At 56.2% G+C, this 17,628-nt stretch carries 19 protein-coding genes and 2 pseudogenes; 6 read left to right on the top strand and 15 right to left on the bottom strand.

Annotation, left to right across the window (positions count from 1 at the left end):
* Positions 1–4: 4 nt before the first annotated feature.
* The 4 genes and pseudogenes from FGD77_RS18295 to FGD77_RS18280 form a co-directional block, all read right to left on the bottom strand.
* Positions 5–1,483, bottom strand: coding sequence for a class I SAM-dependent DNA methyltransferase (locus FGD77_RS18295; RefSeq protein ID WP_255012176.1), 1,479 nt, complete (start codon positions 1,481–1,483; stop codon positions 5–7).
* Positions 1,480–2,472, bottom strand: a complete 993-nt coding sequence (locus FGD77_RS18290; RefSeq protein WP_255012175.1) for a DUF4917 family protein — start codon at positions 2,470–2,472, stop codon at positions 1,480–1,482. The genes FGD77_RS18295 and FGD77_RS18290 overlap by 4 nt, the downstream gene beginning before the upstream one ends.
* Positions 2,473–2,485: 13 nt before the next feature.
* Positions 2,486–3,841, bottom strand: coding sequence for a restriction endonuclease subunit S (locus tag FGD77_RS18285; RefSeq protein ID WP_255012174.1), 1,356 nt, complete (start codon positions 3,839–3,841; stop codon positions 2,486–2,488).
* 375 nt (positions 3,842–4,216) lie between these two features.
* Positions 4,217–4,330: pseudogene (locus FGD77_RS18280) on the bottom strand (helix-turn-helix domain-containing protein); the annotation flags it as partial.
* Between the two features lie 730 nt (positions 4,331–5,060).
* Here FGD77_RS18280 and cas2 point away from each other — a divergent pair.
* Positions 5,061–5,330 carry a CRISPR-associated endonuclease Cas2 gene (gene cas2, locus FGD77_RS18275; protein WP_255012173.1) on the top strand — a complete coding sequence of 90 codons (270 nt, stop codon included), beginning with the start codon at positions 5,061–5,063 and terminating at the stop codon, positions 5,328–5,330.
* Positions 5,331–5,474: 144 nt separating this feature from the next.
* On the opposite strand, the gene FGD77_RS18270 is transcribed toward cas2, so the two are convergent.
* Genes FGD77_RS18270 through FGD77_RS18255 form a run of 4 tightly spaced genes read right to left on the bottom strand, consistent with a single transcriptional unit; the run spans position 5,475 to position 7,855 of the window.
* A complete protein-coding gene (locus FGD77_RS18270) occupies positions 5,475–5,618 on the bottom strand; it encodes a hypothetical protein (protein ID WP_255012172.1) in 144 nt (47 codons plus the stop codon).
* Positions 5,590–6,135, bottom strand: coding sequence for a hypothetical protein (locus FGD77_RS18265; protein ID WP_255012171.1), 546 nt, complete (start codon positions 6,133–6,135; stop codon positions 5,590–5,592). The genes FGD77_RS18270 and FGD77_RS18265 overlap by 29 nt, the downstream gene beginning before the upstream one ends.
* Positions 6,132–6,866 (bottom strand): hypothetical protein, encoded by a 735-nt coding sequence (locus tag FGD77_RS18260; RefSeq protein WP_255012170.1) that lies wholly within the window; start codon positions 6,864–6,866, stop codon positions 6,132–6,134. Before FGD77_RS18260 ends, FGD77_RS18265 begins: the two co-directional genes overlap by 4 nt.
* 23 nt (positions 6,867–6,889) lie before the next feature.
* Positions 6,890–7,855, bottom strand: a complete 966-nt coding sequence (locus FGD77_RS18255) for an IS1595 family transposase (protein ID WP_255012169.1) — start codon at positions 7,853–7,855, stop codon at positions 6,890–6,892.
* A gap of 242 nt (positions 7,856–8,097) precedes the next feature.
* Here FGD77_RS18255 and FGD77_RS18250 point away from each other — a divergent pair, with 242 nt between their 5' ends.
* Positions 8,098–8,991 carry a helix-turn-helix transcriptional regulator gene (locus tag FGD77_RS18250; RefSeq protein ID WP_255012168.1) on the top strand — a complete coding sequence of 298 codons (894 nt, stop codon included), beginning with the start codon at positions 8,098–8,100 and terminating at the stop codon, positions 8,989–8,991.
* A 46-nt stretch (positions 8,992–9,037) separates the two neighbouring features.
* Here the strand turns inward: FGD77_RS18250 and FGD77_RS18245 are convergent, their stop codons facing one another.
* The 4 genes from FGD77_RS18245 to FGD77_RS18230 are packed head-to-tail and all read right to left on the bottom strand — an operon-like array spanning position 9,038 to position 12,198.
* Entirely contained in the window at positions 9,038–9,817 is a 780-nt protein-coding gene (locus tag FGD77_RS18245) for a molybdate ABC transporter substrate-binding protein (protein WP_255012167.1), read from the bottom strand.
* A 57-nt stretch (positions 9,818–9,874) separates the two neighbouring features.
* Complete coding sequence (locus tag FGD77_RS18240; RefSeq protein ID WP_255012166.1) at positions 9,875–10,699, bottom strand: extracellular solute-binding protein; 825 nt, start codon at positions 10,697–10,699, stop codon at positions 9,875–9,877.
* A gap of 28 nt (positions 10,700–10,727) precedes the next feature.
* A complete protein-coding gene (locus FGD77_RS18235) occupies positions 10,728–11,498 on the bottom strand; it encodes an ATP-binding cassette domain-containing protein (RefSeq protein ID WP_255012165.1) in 771 nt (256 codons plus the stop codon).
* A complete protein-coding gene (locus FGD77_RS18230) occupies positions 11,491–12,198 on the bottom strand; it encodes an ABC transporter permease (RefSeq protein WP_369682769.1) in 708 nt (235 codons plus the stop codon). Before FGD77_RS18230 ends, FGD77_RS18235 begins: the two co-directional genes overlap by 8 nt.
* A gap of 146 nt (positions 12,199–12,344) precedes the next feature.
* On the opposite strand from FGD77_RS18230, the gene FGD77_RS18225 reads away from it, so the two are divergent.
* Both FGD77_RS18225 and FGD77_RS18220 read left to right on the top strand, forming a co-directional pair.
* Positions 12,345–13,466 (top strand): putative sulfate/molybdate transporter, encoded by a 1,122-nt coding sequence (locus tag FGD77_RS18225; RefSeq protein WP_255012160.1) that lies wholly within the window; start codon positions 12,345–12,347, stop codon positions 13,464–13,466.
* A gap of 18 nt (positions 13,467–13,484) precedes the next feature.
* Positions 13,485–13,616, top strand: coding sequence for a hypothetical protein (locus FGD77_RS18220; RefSeq protein ID WP_255012157.1), 132 nt, complete (start codon positions 13,485–13,487; stop codon positions 13,614–13,616).
* 420 nt (positions 13,617–14,036) lie between these two features.
* On the opposite strand, the gene FGD77_RS18215 is transcribed toward FGD77_RS18220, so the two are convergent.
* The 3 genes and pseudogenes from FGD77_RS18215 to FGD77_RS18205 form a co-directional block, all read right to left on the bottom strand.
* Positions 14,037–14,462 (bottom strand): hypothetical protein, encoded by a 426-nt coding sequence (locus tag FGD77_RS18215; protein WP_255012156.1) that lies wholly within the window; start codon positions 14,460–14,462, stop codon positions 14,037–14,039.
* 91 nt (positions 14,463–14,553) lie between these two features.
* Positions 14,554–15,051: a hypothetical protein gene (locus FGD77_RS18210; protein ID WP_255012149.1), complete on the bottom strand. Its 498-nt coding sequence runs from the start codon at positions 15,049–15,051 to the stop codon at positions 14,554–14,556.
* A 171-nt stretch (positions 15,052–15,222) separates the two neighbouring features.
* Positions 15,223–15,471, bottom strand: a pseudogene (locus FGD77_RS18205) (tyrosine-type recombinase/integrase); the annotation flags it as partial.
* 261 nt (positions 15,472–15,732) lie between these two features.
* On the opposite strand from FGD77_RS18205, the gene FGD77_RS18200 reads away from it, so the two are divergent.
* Together FGD77_RS18200 and FGD77_RS18195 are read left to right on the top strand one after the other, a co-directional pair.
* Positions 15,733–17,163 (top strand): sensor histidine kinase, encoded by a 1,431-nt coding sequence (locus tag FGD77_RS18200; protein WP_191287631.1) that lies wholly within the window; start codon positions 15,733–15,735, stop codon positions 17,161–17,163.
* Positions 17,129–17,554, top strand: coding sequence for a response regulator (locus tag FGD77_RS18195; protein WP_191287630.1), 426 nt, complete (start codon positions 17,129–17,131; stop codon positions 17,552–17,554). The genes FGD77_RS18200 and FGD77_RS18195 overlap by 35 nt, the downstream gene beginning before the upstream one ends.
* Positions 17,555–17,628 lie beyond the last annotated feature (74 nt).

Raw genomic sequence — 17,628 nt, 5'->3', positions numbered from 1 at the left:
CAAGTCATCTTATTCCCTTCACAACTGAATCGAAGCTCTCCATTGCGGCTCCCAGATGCTCGAGAATTTCTTCAGCCAGCACGACGGGATCGGGCAAGTTTTCGAGGTCGGTCATCGACACATCGCGCAGCCAGAACAAATCGAGGCTGGCCTTATCACGTTGCAGCAGATCTTCTCGGGAGTAGGCCCGCCAGCGACCATCCGGGGTGGCCTCGCTCCAGGTTGCTTCCCGCTCATGCTGGTTAGCTGGATTGTAGCAGGCGATGAAATCTTCCAGGTGTGCGAAGGTCAAGGGTTTCTGCTTGAGCGTATGATGCACATTGGTGCGGTAGTCGTAATACCAGACCTGTGACGTCTGCGGGTCGGGGCTGGCGGCGCGGTTGTCGAAGAAGATGACGTTCGCCTTGACGCCCTGGGCATAGAAAATCCCGGTCGGCAGGCGCAGGATCGTGTGCAGGTCAGTGTTTTGCAAAAGCTTGCGCCGGATTGTCTCTCCAGCGCCGCCCTCGAACAGCACGTTGTCGGGGACCACGACGGCAGCGCGGCCGGTGGTTTTCAGCATTGTGCGGATGTGCTGCACAAAATTCAGCTGCTTGTTTGAGGTCGTGGCCCAGAAATCCTGCCGATTGTAGGTCAGATCGTCGGTTTCCTGCTCCCCTTCGGCATTGGTAAAACTCATCGAGCTTTTCTTGCCGAAGGGCGGGTTCGCCAGAATATAGTCGAAGGTCTCCGAGGGCGGCGAAATCAGCGCATCGGCGGGCGAGACCAGAGAGTAGCCGGTCATCTCGCCGATCCCATGCAGGAACATGTTCATCAGGCATAGCCGCCGTGTGCCGGCGACGATTTCGTTGCCGAAGAAGGTTTCATGCTTCAGAAATGCCTTCTGAGCCTTGTCGAGCGCGAAATTCTCACTGTCTGTCAGGAAATCATGGGCGGCGAGGAAAAAGCCGCCGGTGCCGCAGGCCGGGTCGGCGATCGTCTTGCCCGGCTCGGGGCGCATGCATTCCACCATGGCGCGGATCAGGGCGCGCGGGGTGAAATACTGACCAGCACCTGATTTAGTGTCTTCCGCGTTACGCTCAAGCAGGCCTTCATAAATGTCGCCCTTCACGTCGGCACCCAGCATCACCCATTGCGTGCCGTCTACCATGTCGATCAGGCGGAACAGCTTGGCCGGGTCGGTGATCTTGTTCTGCGATTTGGTAAAGATCTGGCCCAGCATGCCCTTTTGCTCGCCCAGCTTGCGCAGGAGGGCGATGTAATGCGCCTCCAGATCGGCACCGCGGCGGGTCGTCAGGCTGGTCCAGTCATAGCCCTCGGGAACACCTACATCGCGGCTGTACGGCGGCTTGGCGTACTCATCCGCCATCTTGAGGAAGATGAGATAGGTCAGCTGTTCGAGGTAATCACCGTAGCCGACGCCATCATCGCGCAGCGTGGTGCAGAAACTCCAGACCTTGGAGACGATGGGGGCGGTGGTCATTCTGTTTCCTCTACTGCTGATGGTCCATCCCAGACATGAGCTGTCTCGGAATCGAAGAAACTATACGCCACGTCGTCACCACCGAGCTTCTTGTACTTTGCGAGTTCGGCGTCCAGGGCCGTGATCTTTTCGGCATTCGGCTGAAATACACCAAAATAGACGTGCTTAGCCTTTGAGCCGAAAATGGCGTGGTAAATATGCGCATCATTTGGATCGGCGCTGTGACCAAATACAAAGATGGCAGCGGGATTTTCGTGCAACTTATCTATACAATGCCGTAAATAGGAATTGGAGTTAATTTTCCGAACCTTTGCCTTTGAGGTGCCTTCGGCGACGTAGAGTGGGAGACGCTTCTTGACTGCAATAGAATGCGTAATAGTCGCAACTACACCGTCTCCAGTGTGCAGGGCCTTGAACACATCACCTGTGCGGGTTTGAAAGAGATGAAGTCCTCCATGAAGATTATAGATGTGGCAGTGAGCATCCGGTTTGAACGGTCCGCGAAATCCACCGCCGTCAATTACTCGTCCGAGCCCAAAACCATCATTCAGGAGACCCTTTTCCAAATTCACCCAGTAGAGCAGCAAGTCGTAGTTCAGGGTGAACACTTCTTGAAAATGACCCAAGAAAGCTGAACTACTTTCATATTCCAGATCTTCGCGATGCATAGGGTGTGTTTGATTAATTGCCGAAACAAGTGCTTCCCTAACTCTTTGAGCGTCCACTTCGAGCTCGTCTGAGTGGGCATTATTCCCGTAGGCGCGTTCGACGATGGCAGCATCTTCGATCGAACGCACGACCGCTTCAAAATCGACAGTCTCGAGAATTTCGAAAACGTTCCGGATCGGGGTGCCTGCCCCAAGACCTGACTTGGCCAGGAGGTCGGTGTAGTTGAAATACTGTGCCGAAAAGCCATTGCCAATTAGTAGCGCGCGGTCTTCGTCTTTGGTAGCTTCGATGGCTTCTTGAAAGCTGATGAAATCAGGCATTGGCAGTTCTCTTTTACTTTGTTCTTGGCGTCTTGGATTTCTCCGCCTTGATCTGGGCCAGCAGGGCGGCGGCGGGCTCGTCCGAGAGGTCGTGGGGAACGAGTTGGCCCGAGAAGGCTTTTTTCAGGATGGATTGGCGCAGGGCGTCGGCGCGGGTGAGGGCAGCGTCGATTTCGGCCTCAAGCCGCGTGGCGGCGTCGAGGCGGGCGCCGAGGATGCGGGTGATTTGGGCTTGTTCGGCGGGTGAGCAGATGGGAACGGGCATGGCTTTGATGTCGCCACCAGATACACCGGATTGCCCGGCAGTCGTTCGGATGCGACGTTCAATGTATGCGCGGCTCTCGCCGCAGTTCGTCGCTGCCTCGAGAAATGCTGGGTTCAGAATGTCGGACCTGATCTCGCACCGAATGAGCTTGTCAGGGTAGACGTGACTGCCATCGCCTCGATACATGGCCGACACCCCAACATAATCACGCGACCCATTGTAGCGCGTGAATACGAGATCACCTTCGGACAGGCGATAGTCCTCGAAGCTGCCGTCGGGATCGGTGATTCGTCGAAAATCCTCCAAGCCGAAGGCCATTGGCCGGACAGCACTGATCCGGAAAATTTTGAGCGGACCTTTTTTATCGGGTTTAGCCGAAATGCCATTTTGGACAGACCAAGCGAGGGCCTCAAATGGTAGGTAGGCCCAGCTGTCCGGCAGATCTCGAAGCTCCGAGAAATCGAACTTGTCCGGCCAAGCTGGCCGTTTCGGCTTCGTGGGCTTCTTGTCATTTTCGCCATCGGCGCGCCACTTAGCCAAATCCTCTTGCCAAGTTGCCAGAGCGGCTTTGTAGCGGGTGTCGCGTTCTTTCTGGATGCGGGCGAGGAGGGTTTTGGGGGCTTCCAGTTTGTCGGCGTTCTGCGCGCGCCAGTCGGCGGTGAGGCGGCCCTCAAAGGCGGATTTCAGCAGGGATTGGCGGTAGAGGCCGAGGGTGGTGCGCGCCGTCTGCAGGCTCTGGATCCCGGCGTCGATCTCGTCGAACAGCGCCTCGATCTTCTCCACGATGCGGCGTTGTTCGTTTGTGGGGGCCAGCTCGAGCGGTTGCGATTTGACCTGTTCGTCCTTCACGGCAGGATAGCTAACGCCGTATTGTTCGCCGGTTAGGGCGCTGACGAAGTCGTGGGAGATTGCCTTGTAGTAAAGGTATTTTGGTTCGATTCCATTTGCGCCGCGGAGAACGGAGAAACCAGTAGAGGCGATCTCACCATCATACTTAGCGGTAAACCAACGCCTCGATAAAGAGGGCGTCGGCTTGCCTCTTCGTGTTCCGGGACGCGACGCTGTCCGCACCGCAATCAAAAAGCTTGATCCCTTGCGCGTCATGATTGCCCGCCACGGCCGGGAGTATGCGATCAAGCAGCTGCGTCCGGTCGGCAAGGGCCTGGAGGTTTCGCGGCCCGGTGAGCGCGTTGAAATGGATGAGTGGTGCATTGACCTTCAGTCGATCATCCATTCTGCCAATTTGAAGGAATTTTTCGGTGCCGAACTTCTGGATCTGATCGGGCTTGATGGAGATACAGCGCGCTGGTGGCTTGTTCTGGCGATCGATTGCCGGACCAAAGTCATCCTCGGCATGAAGCTGACGCGGAACCCTTGCACCAGTGCGGCACAAGAATGCCTGCGCATGATTGTGAGTGACAAGGGCGAGTGGGCGGATGCGTCGGGAGCCCTCACACCGTGGTCAATGGCCGTGAGAACCGAGAACGCCATCATCTTGGCTACGCTGTCGCGCGAGATGTTGAAATGCCGCGCCGCTTCTCGCTGGCTCATGCCCTCGGCACAGGCCAGCCGAACTTTCCGATACAAATCCACGGTGAAAATCCTCCCGCCCTCCCTGTCGCCAGAAAGGGTAAAGGTGGACGACTTTTACGCCGCCCGCAGCAGGCTCATCCCGCCGCTACCGTGGCAGACTTTCGCACCGCCGTTCTCACCCTCACTGCTAAAAGCAGTAAGGGCTTTTTTTGTGCGTCCATCGCGGTAAATTTTACTGAGGCGAGGTCTGTTTTGCGAGTTTCGGTGGGGCGTCTGCTCTGTCTGAAGTCATTGAGCGACGCTGGTCTTGGATGTCTCTGATAACGAAGCCAATGGGGCGAAAATGACAAATTACTACTCGCCGCCAACGCCCCAAACCTCTGGAAGTTGGCGAAGATATTTCCTGCGCAGCATCAAATGCACAAGGCCTGAAAGAAGAGCGGGTCGCGTGGTCGTCAAAGCCAAGCTCACTGCGACAGCAAGCGATTGTTCTTCGGCTGAAAGGGCGGGAAGCGGACCTTTGCCGCAGGTGCGAGGACAAAGCGCAAATTAACGAAAGCCGTCGTTCCAGCCCTGTAGCTACGGGATTAACGAGACGAAAGCCGCAATTTTCCAGCCTCCACTCGCCAACGACTGTCATTGCTCTGAGGCGGCAATTCTGTAAATCCCATAGTGGTGCCCACAGAATTTCTATTCTGCCTCGCTCCACAGTTTATCTTTGGCGATTGTATATTTGACAAACCCGTGACGTAGGGGCAGGCTCGGATTCTACCAGAGGGGGATTCGAGACATGCCACTATACCTTGTAAGTTACGACCTGAACAAAGCTAAGAATTACCAGAAACTTTGGGATGAGATGGATAGGCTAGGCGGTCACAAACCACTTGAATCCGTCTATTTTCTTGACGTGACCAGTACTACAGCAACTGTGCTTCGGGATCACCTGAAACCGTTCATTGATGAGGACGACCAGCTTATCGTTGTACCCTTCGATCAGCGCCCCTCAACGTTCAGGGCGAAGCAGGGCACACAAGAATGGCTTGATCGCAAGTTCGGCTAATCTTCTTCCACGGCGCGGCGTACCCTACGCCCGCGCCAGATACCGCCGATCTGGACTTCAACGCCAAGAAGATTTGCAAGGGCTGATATGATGGAGGATCGCATAGGTATAATAATACCCCATTACGTGGGGTATGTAAATACCTCACCCGTTAGCCTTCTTGTCTTCCGGATTCTGCTTCACCAGCTTCTTTAGCCGTTCCTCAAACCGTTCTTCGTCGTCGTCCGTCTCTAACTGACGGGCGGCTTCTTTGAAACGGTCAAGTTGGGTTTTCTGTTTGGTCTTCATTAATCAAATCCATTTGCGCATACTCAGGTGGCAAATCCAAATCCCATGTGTGCTTCACGCTCAACCCCAACTGTTTTGCGAACTTTGACTGACTGTTATCGTCTGTATAGAAGATTTCAGCACCTCCAACTTTCGCGATAACTGCGATTTGCCTGTCAAATTTGACTTCCTGCCATCCGGCAGATACGCCAGACTTCTTATCGCCGCTTACTCGTGCGCGCCTGTTTACGTCTGCGAGTTCGATGGCACATCGAGCATCAAATGGTGCAATGTCGAAGGCGACAGATCGATTAATTTCACTTATGGCCTTCCCCATGTCTGGAACTGCGGCTAGCAGTTCCGACAGGCACGGTGTGGGCACGATTACTGTGTCACCTCTTTTACTGTGGCGATCTATCAGCGCTTCAATGCGCTGCAAACAGTATTCCACAGGGCTGCCGGTCGCGGGATTTGGCGTCGGTTTGGTTCTTGGATTCAACGCAAGTGAAAGAAAAGTGTTATCAAACGCTACTATCAATGCACTTGCCCGCCATTCTCTTCAAAATCACGAATTTCGCCAAGAGGATCGTCAGGCCAATTAACCCCCATTTCTCGGATGCGATTCACTGCGGAGCGTAAGCTCTCTCTCTGGACGGGGGCAAAATCAGTAATTGCGAAGTCGTCTATATCCCATGCTCCAACTTCACTGCGTGTCCACATGCCGCGACCGCTAACTTTCACTTCTTCAAAAAGGAAATCGCGCAGCGCTTTCGCAATATCTCGGGTTGTGGAGCAAAACACCACGCCATAAGCGCTAGTATTGATGCGAACTTTCACATCATCCTTGGTGCCCGCAATGTGATACAGTTCACCAGTAAAGGTCGCTGCGTCACGTATTCTAAGTTGCACGGCATCATCAGAGCGCTTCCCTGGGAATTGAATGACGTTTTGGCTTTTCGCGTCGGAAAACACCCCGCTCGTGCCGTCTTCTTTCAGCATGGCGTTGATTGTGTCGTGCGCTCTTTTGGACTTTTGAGACGCGGTTCCCTCCTTGATCGCAATCAACCGCTTTATGAGAGTGCTTTCATGGTTCCTATCGATTGCAAAGGCGCTGCCATGACTGCTTTCAAACACGCCGACCAAGTGCATGCTTTCGGCTAAGCCGAGCATCTTCTTGATCTCGGAGTAATAGTCCACCAGCCGCCCGAAAGGCATGCTTTCGGGCGTAAAATCGTCAATCTTGAAGGTGTACTTCGTAGTTTCTGTCATATCCTGCGTCTCCGGCGCAGATTCTACGCGCCCAACGAGTCCCGGTAAAGAACTCTCTTGCCAACAACCCCAGATAATGCCTTGGACGCTCTTTCCACATCGTTGACGCCGTTCGCTTCACGATTGTTGTAGCGGAAGTCGAACTCCGCAGCGTAGCGGTGCAGGTGCTGCTTTCCGCAGTGCTGATAGATGCCTTTCATGCCGCGCTTGAAGACGCTGTAGAAGCCTTCGACGGTGTTCGTGTGAACCTGCGGTTTTTCGCGCTTCACATACTCGCCCTTGCTGTGCGTGGTGAAGTCGTGGTCTACGAAATCGCGGCCAAGGTGCGTATACTGCTTGGCTTCGTCGGTGTAGATCACGGCTTCTTTCGCGATGTTCTCGCGCAGGATCGGCACCAGCGTATCCTTCTTGATGTCGTCAACCACGATGGATTTAGCTTGCTTGGTATCGCGGTCCACCAATGTCAACATGGCGTTCTTGTGAGCATACCCTCGCGCACCCTTCTTCTTGGGCTTGTTTGGGTTCTGACCGATGAAAGTTTCATCCACTTCAACTGTGCCGCCATTGCCGCCCATCGGGGCCAGATCTCCGGAGCGCATACACTCGCGGATACGGTGCGTAAGGAGCCAAGCAGATTTGTAGGTAATGCCGAGAACGCGGTGCAGTTGATGGCTGCTGATGCCCTTCTTGCTAGACACCATCAGGTGAATGGCTTGAAGCCACAGGTGCAGCGGAAGGTGACTTTCCTCGAAGATCGTGCCTTTGCGCACGGTGAACTGCTTGCGGCACTCGCGGCACTTCCACAGGCCGTGGCGCTCTTTGCCCTCTGGGTTCTTCTTGCTGGCCTTTGTGCGGACGCCTTCCAGCTTGTAGGCGCTATCGACCACGCCGCAATGCGGGCAGACCGGACCATCCGCCCAAAGCATCGCTTCGACATGGGCAAAGGCGGCTGCTTCGTCGTGCATGTATGGGGCGGAAAGAACGGACATTTCAAAAACCTCTAACTTGTTGACTCCAATATAGGACTCTCAGTTTGGTTTGTCAAATATACAATCGCCTTATCTTTGTTACTGCAGATTCTGCTATCAAAGGGGCGGCAGCTAACTGCGGCAGGTTCACATCCAGATTGGGCCAGTGTGCAGCAATAGCCGGGCTTCTTGCACAGCCGGCTTCGTACTTAGTGGGCATCTTGCGGACATGGCCTGAGTAGTCCATTTTTACCCTTAGGGGGATGAGCCGTGAAATGCCGGAAGACCTAAGAGCCAATGCGCCGAGTTATCTGACCACCAAAGAGGTGGCGGATATTTTGCGCGTGAAGGAACGCAAGGTTTACGACCTTGCGGGCGCCGGTGAGATCCCGCACCGGCGCATTACCGGCAAATTGCTGTTCCCGAAAGCAGAACTGCTGGACTGGATCGACAACGGCTGTGGGCCATTAGCGGGCACACGGCCGCCAGTTTTGACCGGATCGCATGATCCACTTCTGGACTGGGCTGTGCGTGAAAGTCGATCGAACCTTGCGACCTTGTTCAACGGCAGCCGTGCCGGTCTGGAATGTTTTTCCGAGGGGCAAGCGGCGCTGACAGGGCTGCATATCCAAGGCGGAACGGATTGGAATGTCGATGCCGTCACCGCACAAGAGCTGAAGGGTTGTGTGCTTATCGGGTGGGCATCCCGTGCCCGGGGGCTGGTTCTATCGACGGATTCGCGCAGGAAGATCACCAGCTTTAGCGACCTCAGAGGCAAGCGCGTTGTGCTGCGCCAGCCCGGTGCCGGAGGGGCCATTTTTTTCGATGACATGCTTCGGCGCGAAGGGCTGAGCGTTGCTGATCTCGATCTGGTCAGCGGGCTGGCCTACACCGAATATGACGCGGCGGCGGCGGTGGCCGCAGGCCAGGCAGATGCCGCGACAGGGATCGAAGCGATGGCGCGGCAGTTCAATCTTGGCTTTCTGCCGCTAGCTCAGGAACGCTTTGATCTTTTGATCGACCGACATGCCTATTTCACGCCAGCGGTGCAAAAACTGCTGGCTTTTGCCCGCAGCCCGGCGTGCCACGAAAAGGCTGAGGCAATGGGCGGTTATGATCTTGGCCAGATGGGGACAGTGCGCTGGTTGCCAGACTGAAGTATGGACGTTGGATAAGCCATTATTGGCGTCTTACTTTACAGTTTCAAATCCATAGCTCGCAAGGATCTGCTGCCCGTCGGACGCAAGGATGAAGGCGGCCAGATCGTCTGCTTGTGGAGGCATCGTTCAGCACGCTCAAGCCGTAGTCGGCCCCAACGACCAGCGCCTCGGGCAGTTGCACGATCTGTAATGTCGGGGTGTCACGCTGGGCAAGCACTGCGTTGGTGCAGTAGGTCAGGAACAGATCCGCCCGATCCTCGCTCATAACCCAGCCATAGGGGTTGCGGCCCTCTGGCGGCGTAGCGCTGTTCGGCCCACCGGTGAGTTGCAGGGCTTTGGCTTCGAGCGTGGCGGTGGCGCCTTGTCGAACCTCGCCCGCCTTGCCGAATAATTCCCAAGCGTAATCACCCGAAGGGTCGGCCTTGGGCGTTGAGGTGCCAAGCCGGATGTCATCTGATAGCATGACATCCAAGACTGTATCACTCGTGACCTCGACCTCCTGTTGCGCCAGCGCGCACAGGCTGTTGCGAGCGAACATAGTCACAGTGCCGGACAGGCCCTCATCGGCAAGCGTTTGCGGGTGGCGCATGTTGGCGGAGGCGAAGACCTCGGCGAGTTCACCTTGTTCGATCCGTTCACGGAGCAGGCCAGAGGGGCCGAATTTGCGCTGGACCGTTGCGCCCGTCGCGGTTTCAAAAGCGTCTGCAATATCTGTCATTGCCGTCTTGAGACTGCCCGCCGCGTGCAAGCGGACCTCTTGGGCGATGGCGGGCCCTGCAACCACTGTCATTGCGAAAATTCCGGCTGTGATGATGGATTTCATGGGATACCCCTAAATTTAAGAAAGGCGCGCCCGCTGTAGGCGCGCCTTATCATCAGATTATTTTGCGTTGGGGAAGAATAGCTGCTGGCCGTCGACCTTGAAGTCGGCAATCGCGGCTTGGCCTTCATTGGAAAGCACCCAGTCGATGAATTGCTGGCCCAGATCGGCCTTCACGTTGGCGTGCTTTTCAGGGTTCACGAGGATGATGCCATACTGGTTGAACATCTTCTCATCGCCTTCGACCGCAATTCCATAGTCGCCCTTGTTGCCAAAGCTGATCCAGGTCGCGCGGTCGGTCATGATATAGGCGTTCATGCCGGTGCCCGTGTTTAGCGTAGCCCCCATGCCAGAGCCGGTTTCGCGATACCAGCCGCCGGATGCTGCATCGACGTCAACGCCTGCGTCTTTCCACAGGCGAAGCTCGGCCTTGTGGGTGCCGCTGTCATCGCCGCGCGAGGCAAAGGGGGCCTCCGCCTCGGCGATCTTGGCCATGGCGGCGGCGACATCGGACATGCCCGCTACGCCCGCTGGATCATCCGGAGGCCCGACGATGATAAAGTCATTATACATCACGTCGCTGCGGCTAACCCCGTCACCGTCGGCGACGAATTTTTCCTCTGCCGGTTTGGCATGGACAAACAGCACGTCCCCGTCGCCATTGGTGGCGTTCTTGATCGCCTGACCGGTGCCGACGGCAACGACGCGCACCTCGATGCCAGTCTTGTCCTGAAAAATCGGCAGGAGGTATTCGTAGAGCCCCGAGTTTTGGGTCGATGTGGTGGACTGGACGATAATAAAATCGTCCTGCGCGGCAGCTGGGCCGGACAGGCCAAGTGCCAGAAGGCCCGCTGAGGCCAAGCCGAGGAAGTTGCGTCTAAACATTATCATTCTCCTTTATGATACTTTGGTTTTACGTTTCGGATGGAACGAACAGACGCCCGCCAAGCCATGCCTGCGCGGCCTCTGATGTCGGCTCTTCCAGCACCCGCTCGACAGGGCCGGTTTCGGCGACACGTCCGCCATGAAGAAAAATGAGATCATCGCCCAGCCTGCGGGCCTGACCGGGGTCATGGGTTACGAGAACGATTGTGGTGCCGTTGTCGCGCGCGTCTTGGATCAGATGCTCAATCGCCAGGATCGAGGCGGGATCGAGGCTTGCAGTTGGCTCGTCGAGGAACAGCATGCGCGGTGCGCTGATCATGGCGCGCGCCATTGCAAGCCGCTGTTGCTCTCCGCCGGACAAAACGCGAGCGGGCTTGTCTTTCAGCGCGTCCATTCGAGCGAGGGCGATTGTTTCAGCCTCCCGCGCCTTGCCCTCAGCCCCCCGGATGCCGAGCACGGACAGCGCAAAACGCAGGTTTGCCGCGACGGAGCGGCGCAACATCACGGGGCGCTGAAATACCATCGCCTGTTCCTGCCGCGCGTCTCGATCCAGTGGCTGCCCGCGCCATGACACACGCCCCTCAGTCGGCTGGATCAAGCCATGTAGTAGCCTCAAAAGCAGGCTTTTGCCGCTGCCATTGGCACCCATAATCACTGTGCAACGGCCCGGCACTATATCCAGATCAATCCCATCGATTAACCGCTGCCCGCCAGCGTCGAAGCACAAGCCGCGTGCTGACAGAAGCGGAGCAGGCGCCACCCCACTATGGTCTCGTATATCGATGAAGGCCTCAGACATAAGCTGCCCTTGCAGCGGTCCCGCGAATCGCCATCAAAAGGCCATTCACGATCACCGCAATCGTCAGCAGAATAAGGCCAAGCGCCAGTGCAAGCTGCATGTTTCCCTTTGAGGTTTCCAGCGCAATGGTGGTTGTCATCACGCGGGTGACATGGTTGATATTGCCTCCGACGATAATGACCGCGCCAACCTCGGCTACTGCACGTCCGAACCCCGCCAGCGCGACCGTCAGCAAGCTGTAGCGCGCGTCCCAGAGCAGAGCCAGAATACGGTCCAGCGGGCCGACGCCGAGCGAGGCGAACTGTTCTGCATATTCTCCATTAAGGTCTTCGATCACTTGCCGCGTTAAGGCTGCAACGATGGGTGTCACCAAAATGGTCTGCGCCACGATCATGGCCGTGGGCGTGTAAAGCAGGCCTAACACCCCCAACGGACCTGCGGCGGAGAGCATCAGATAGACCAGCAATCCTACCACCACCGGCGGCAGGCCCATTAGCGTATTCAGAGCGACGATCACGCCAGTGCGTAACGGAAACCGGAATGCGCCGATCACGGCCCCCAAAGGCAGCCCGATCAGACAGGCTGCGGCAACCGCCGTTATGGTCACTTGCAGCGATAACACGATGATCTCGATCACGTCGGGGTCCCACGACAGGATAAGCGCCACCGCTTCCATAAAGATCGCCGAAAAGCTCTCCATTCCTGCATATCCTCCCATTCCTCGGAAAAATTGCACAATAACGCATATGAATCCATAGCGATGAGTGGTCAACTTCGATGACGCGGCTGGCTAAGGGCGGATATTGCGGTATTCTGGAACGATGATCGGATGGTAATCGACGCGGAATGACCCGACCAAGCTCCAGCATCGGCGAATGGCTCCGCTCTTTCAGTGGAGAGGTTTCCGGTGCGCTTGGCGATCTCGGGACATTTCTGCCCTATGTGATTGCAATTACCGGTGCCGGTATCTTGGCACCCACGCCGGTTTTCGTCGGGTTCGCGGCCGGTTACGCGCTGGTGGCGTTAGTCTACAGGGCACCCATCGCTGTGCAGCCCATGAAGGCCGTCGGCGCGCTCATCATTGCCGGAAGCCTGACCGCGCCCGAAACCGCATGGACAGGTGCGATCATCGGAGCCTTTCTGCTGGTGTTCTCCGCAAGCGCCCAGCTTGGCAAAGTCGCATGGGCCATTCCGCAATCTGTCGTGACCGGGTTACAGGTCGGGCTTGGGCTGATGCTGGGAATGGTTGCTATTGATTTGATGGCCGCACAATGGGCGCTGGCGATCCCTGCTCTGGCGGTGCTTGCGCTGTCGTTGATCTGGGGCCGTGGGCCGTGGGCGTTGATCGTCGTGGGTGCGGCAGTTCTGGTTGCCCCTGTAAGCGACCCGCTCGTTATCACTGAGGCGCCGGATGCCAATATCTCAATCCGCGCGCTGCTGTCGGGCATCACAGCGCAGCTGCCCCTGACGCTGCTTAACGCGGTTGTCGTTGCGGCGGCGGTGACGCGGTCGCTTTATCCGTCCCGCGCTTCATTGGTAAGCCAGCGCAAGCTGGCGGCGACCAGCGGGGCGCTTAATCTGTTTTTGGTGCCGTTTGGTGCCCTCCCCATGTGCCACGGCGCGGGCGGCATTGCGGCGCATCACAGGTTCGGCGCGCGCGGGATCGGTTCTCCAATGATCATGGCGGTATTGTGTGTGGCGGCGGCGCTGGCCGGACGGGATGTGATCGGATGGCTCACGATGATCCCGATGCCAGTGGTCGGCGCGCTGCTGGCCTATGCAGCGGCTGATCTGGTGCTGAGCCGCCGGATGTTCGACGCCAGAGCTGACTGTCGCCCCGTTATCGGGGCTGCCGCTATAATGACTGTGGCACTGGGTGCCGGGGCGGGTTTGATCGTCGGATTGGCGGCCGAGGCAGTGCGGGTGCAGATCCGCCGTAGGCGCCAAGTGATGAATACACACAGATAAACGAATAAGGACATGCTCATGACCACCAACAATTCGGAAATACGCGAGCATGAGGTATCCGCTGAAGCGTCAGATCTCTCCGACAAGATCCGCAATGGGCCGGTTCGTGTCGATGCTGCAATTATCGACACAGAGGGCGGATTTCGTTGAAAAACTCACCACCTCGTCCCAACGGGTAGGATCAGCAGAATACTTTCCCTCGAAGAGGCCTTTCCGAAAACATGGTTTGCCTATGGGCCTGTGATGAGAGCGATGTTCCAGATTGTCGGGTCGATTTTTGCGTGGCAGAGTTTTTCCACAGAATGGGCGGGAAGCTGTCTTTCGCTGCAGTCGGCCCACCATGAATCAAGGCGTTTAAAGCGGACGTTGAGGGGCCTTATTATCGCTTGGCGCTGATCCGAAAAATTGAAAATCCAAGGTTCCATAGGGATAGAATATCCAACTCTTTTATTGGTCTTTATATTTTTGAATTTTTTAGAAATTGAAACTTCAGTGGTGGTCAGCAATGATTTCGAGTTAGGCAGGTAAGAGCGACATGATATTAATAATTAAGGAAATTCAAGATGCGCCTCAATATCGCGCGAATGTGTCATAATTATCAGGATTGATGCCAGCAGATGATAAGTAATCATATAATTCATGTAGGAAATTTTTTGACGCCCTAATTAGATCACTAGACATAAGGGTAATATCTCGTGGAACCTCTACAAGCGCTGATACAATTATTAAACCCCCGGCTTCTCCATGTTTAAATGCCAGTACCGGCTCTTCTTCAAAGTCCATAGAGCTATAGAAAAATTCTTGACCAGACCTTTGACGCTCTGCCGCAACCCACGCACTCAAACAACGTGCAAATTCAACTAAGAGAATCCCATCGTGAGAAAATACCAACTTCCCGCTTGAGAAAATCGTTAACTCACCCTCTGTATCGGTAATTAGCCGGTATCTTTCCGTGCCAACCAAAAGAGAGCTTACATTAAAAGATATGTGAATCACGGTCTGCCTCCGTTAAGTGGTCCAGTCTGGTTGTTAGTGCATGGTCGACCTTTGACCTATCGGAACGATGCTTTTGATCGCTGGTGACCGTTTAAGCAACCAGGGGTTTCGGAGGCAATAGATGAAGCGCCAGCTGCTCAATTCTCAATGCAGTTTCATCTGCGCGCTGAATGTACTCAGCGAGAGCGCCCGCATTCAAAGCTTCACTATCGGGCAGATCCAGTTCAAGCCGCTTTAGTAGCTCGCATCCTTCACTTTCTAGCTGTGCGATGTGAAGCGTGTCATTCCTACGGAACTCTTGGCTTCCCATGATAGGGTAATGACGATCATGATGAACGCTCCACCGGCTGCGTATCTCTTGGCAGGCCGATTTCAGCGTCAGAAAACTACGTTTTGCTCGCATGCGTTTTTCTTGAGCCGTCATCTTCAACGCGACCACCTCGTACTCTTGCGCTGTGGCCTGGGCTTTCTTGGAGATACGATGGGCGAGGGCGGCATAGATGAGTGCGGCAGAAGCAATTAAGAGAGAGGCTGCGTCAAAGAAGTAAGTCCGGAACAATTCCGCAATTGAACCTACTACCTGATCCATGGTCTATCCCCCCAGCTTTTAACGTATATTGTACTTCTGTGCGGCTTGTGCAAGGCGGGGTTGGCGGTAGGCCCGATAATCTTCACATGTCCGCTATGTTGGGCCGCACCGCGGCATCCAAGCAAGGATTGGAATGTCCGCTTCGGCCGTCTCCGAAGACGGCCCAGGCATTTAGATTTCGATAGCTTCGGCGATAGCCAGCGCATCTTCGAGCTCCACGCCGAGGTAACGCACCGTACTGTCCATCTTCGTGTGGCCAAGGAGGAGCTGCACCGCCCGCAGGTTGCCGGTCTTCTTATAGATCTGCGTCACCTTGGTGCGCCGCATCGAGTGCGTGCCATAGGCGCTGGCCTCCAAGCCAATGGACGTCACCCATTCTCGGACAATACGAGCGTACTGGCGGGTCGAGATGTGAAGCCGACATCAACCGAGCCGCGAGCATGCCTCAGCTGCCAATTAGCCACCTCAGCTGACACCCCTTGAACCGGCCTTTGGAACTTGTCGCAGCAAGACCAGTGCTCCTCTTTGAGGGCTACTGACAACCGAAAAGCTATATAGCAGCCCTAAGAATGCGTCTTGCTCACCCAAGAGTCTGTTTGGTATCCGTTTTTCCAACATCACGCTGAAGCTTGCATATTTGTGCTGAGCTCTCGCTAAATCGTGCTGCCGGAGGGCACTAGAATGGATGAAGTCAGCGGTATCGATCTGGGCATTTTTTTCGACGCAGCGCCGACGGCGCAGATGGTGTTCACGCCGGACCTCCGGATCGTCGCGGCGAACCAACGTTATTGCGCCATGCTGGGCCGCCAGCCCGAAGAACTAATCGGGAACCGGGTTTTCGAGGCATTCCCAGCTAATCCAGATGATCCGAACTCGGACGCCGAGGCGGAATTGCAGGCCTCGACAGACGCAGTTGTCGCGACTGGCGAGGCACAGGAAATGCCGTTGCGACAGCACGATGTCCAGGAAGCCGACGGTCGCTACGGCACAAGATATTGGCGCATCCTGAACTCACCCGTCTTCGCCGACGCATCCGAGCCGGAACGGGTGACCCACGTGATCCATACAGCCGAAGACGTCACGCGGAGCATTCTGGGGGAGCGCGCTGACGCTGCGAAGCGAAGGGCTGCAATGCGCGGTGCGGAGCTCAGCTACTTCGAGTTCGACCCGGCTTCCGGGAGGCTGACCCGCTCGCCGCAATTGGATGCCCTGTTCGGCTTTGAACCAGGAGAGACTGTCACAACGGCGCAGGAGTTCTTTGACCGCATCCATCCCGATGACCATGGGGCGACCATAGCCGAGATTGAGCGCGCCGGTCGCACCATTGGGTCGGACCTGCATCTCGACTACCGGATAATGCACCCCGACGGAACCGTGCGATGGGCCATTGGGCACGGCGAATCTGTTCGAGATCCGGATACGCAGCATGTCAGGATCGTCGGCATCGTGCTTGACGCGACATCGATCCGCGAACGCGAAGAGAGCCTGCGCGAGGCGGTCGGCGCGCGTGACCTCCTGATCGCAGAGGTTAACCACCGGGTGAAGAACTCGCTCCAGATGGTGACGAGCATCCTTAACCTGGAAGCATCCGCGACCGAGGACGCGGCGGCTCGCGCGTCGCTCAAGGCCGCTACGACGCGCGTGAACGCCGTAGCGGCGATCCATGCCTCGCTCTACGAGGACGAAGACGTCAGTTCGGTTCAGATCGACAGATATATGGAAAGGTTGAAAGAGCACCTTGACGCTTCGCTTTCGAGTGAAGGCCGGGGCGTGAAAATCGCGCTCGACGTGGAACCGATCCGGCTTCCAACCGACAAGGCCATCACACTGTCCCTGGCGGTGAATGAGCTGGTGACCAACTCATTCAAGCACGCCTTCGGGAACGAAGACGAAGGCGCTGTCACCATCAGCCTACGGCGTAGCGGCGGCGACACGATCGTTCTCGAGGTCGCAGATGACGGAACAAGCTCGTCTACTGATCGTTTAGAGATCAAGTCACCATCGTCGGGTCTCGGACAGCGCTTGATTAAGGGGATGGCGTCGCAATTGGGCGGGACAATCGAAGTAGAGGGCAAGAATGGCTGGCGGACACGCATTTATTTTCCCGAGTGAGGGAGCCGCCGCTCTGAAAGTGCTAGTAATTGAAGACAACATTTTTATCGCGCTTGATCTGGAAGGGCAGCTCGAAGAAATGGGACATGACGTCGTCGGCATTGCCGCGACCGCGACGAAGGCGATCGAGATGGCCCTAAAGTCGGTTCCTGATCTTGCAATCGTCGATCTTCAGCTTGCTGATGGGAGCCGTGGGCAGGATGCGGCGTTCGTGCTTCGTGCGGAGATGGATATTCCGTCCATCATCGTGAGCGGGAGCATGCACCAGGTGACCGACGAGGAGAGGGCGGCAATCCGTCCGCTGGCGATGCTGTCAAAGCCTCTGCTTTCGGGTGAACTTGGCCGCGCAATCGAAACCGTGAAAATCTCGGATAGCCCCAAGGACGAATGACGGCTGTCGCAAACCGCATAAAGCGGACCTTAACAGCCAAAACTCGAACGGCAGCAAAGTCCCGCATTGCTGCC

Source organism: Roseovarius sp. M141 (assembly GCF_024355225.1).
Lineage (GTDB): Bacteria > Pseudomonadota > Alphaproteobacteria > Rhodobacterales > Rhodobacteraceae > Roseovarius.
This window is presented reverse-complemented; position numbering and strand designations above follow the sequence as displayed.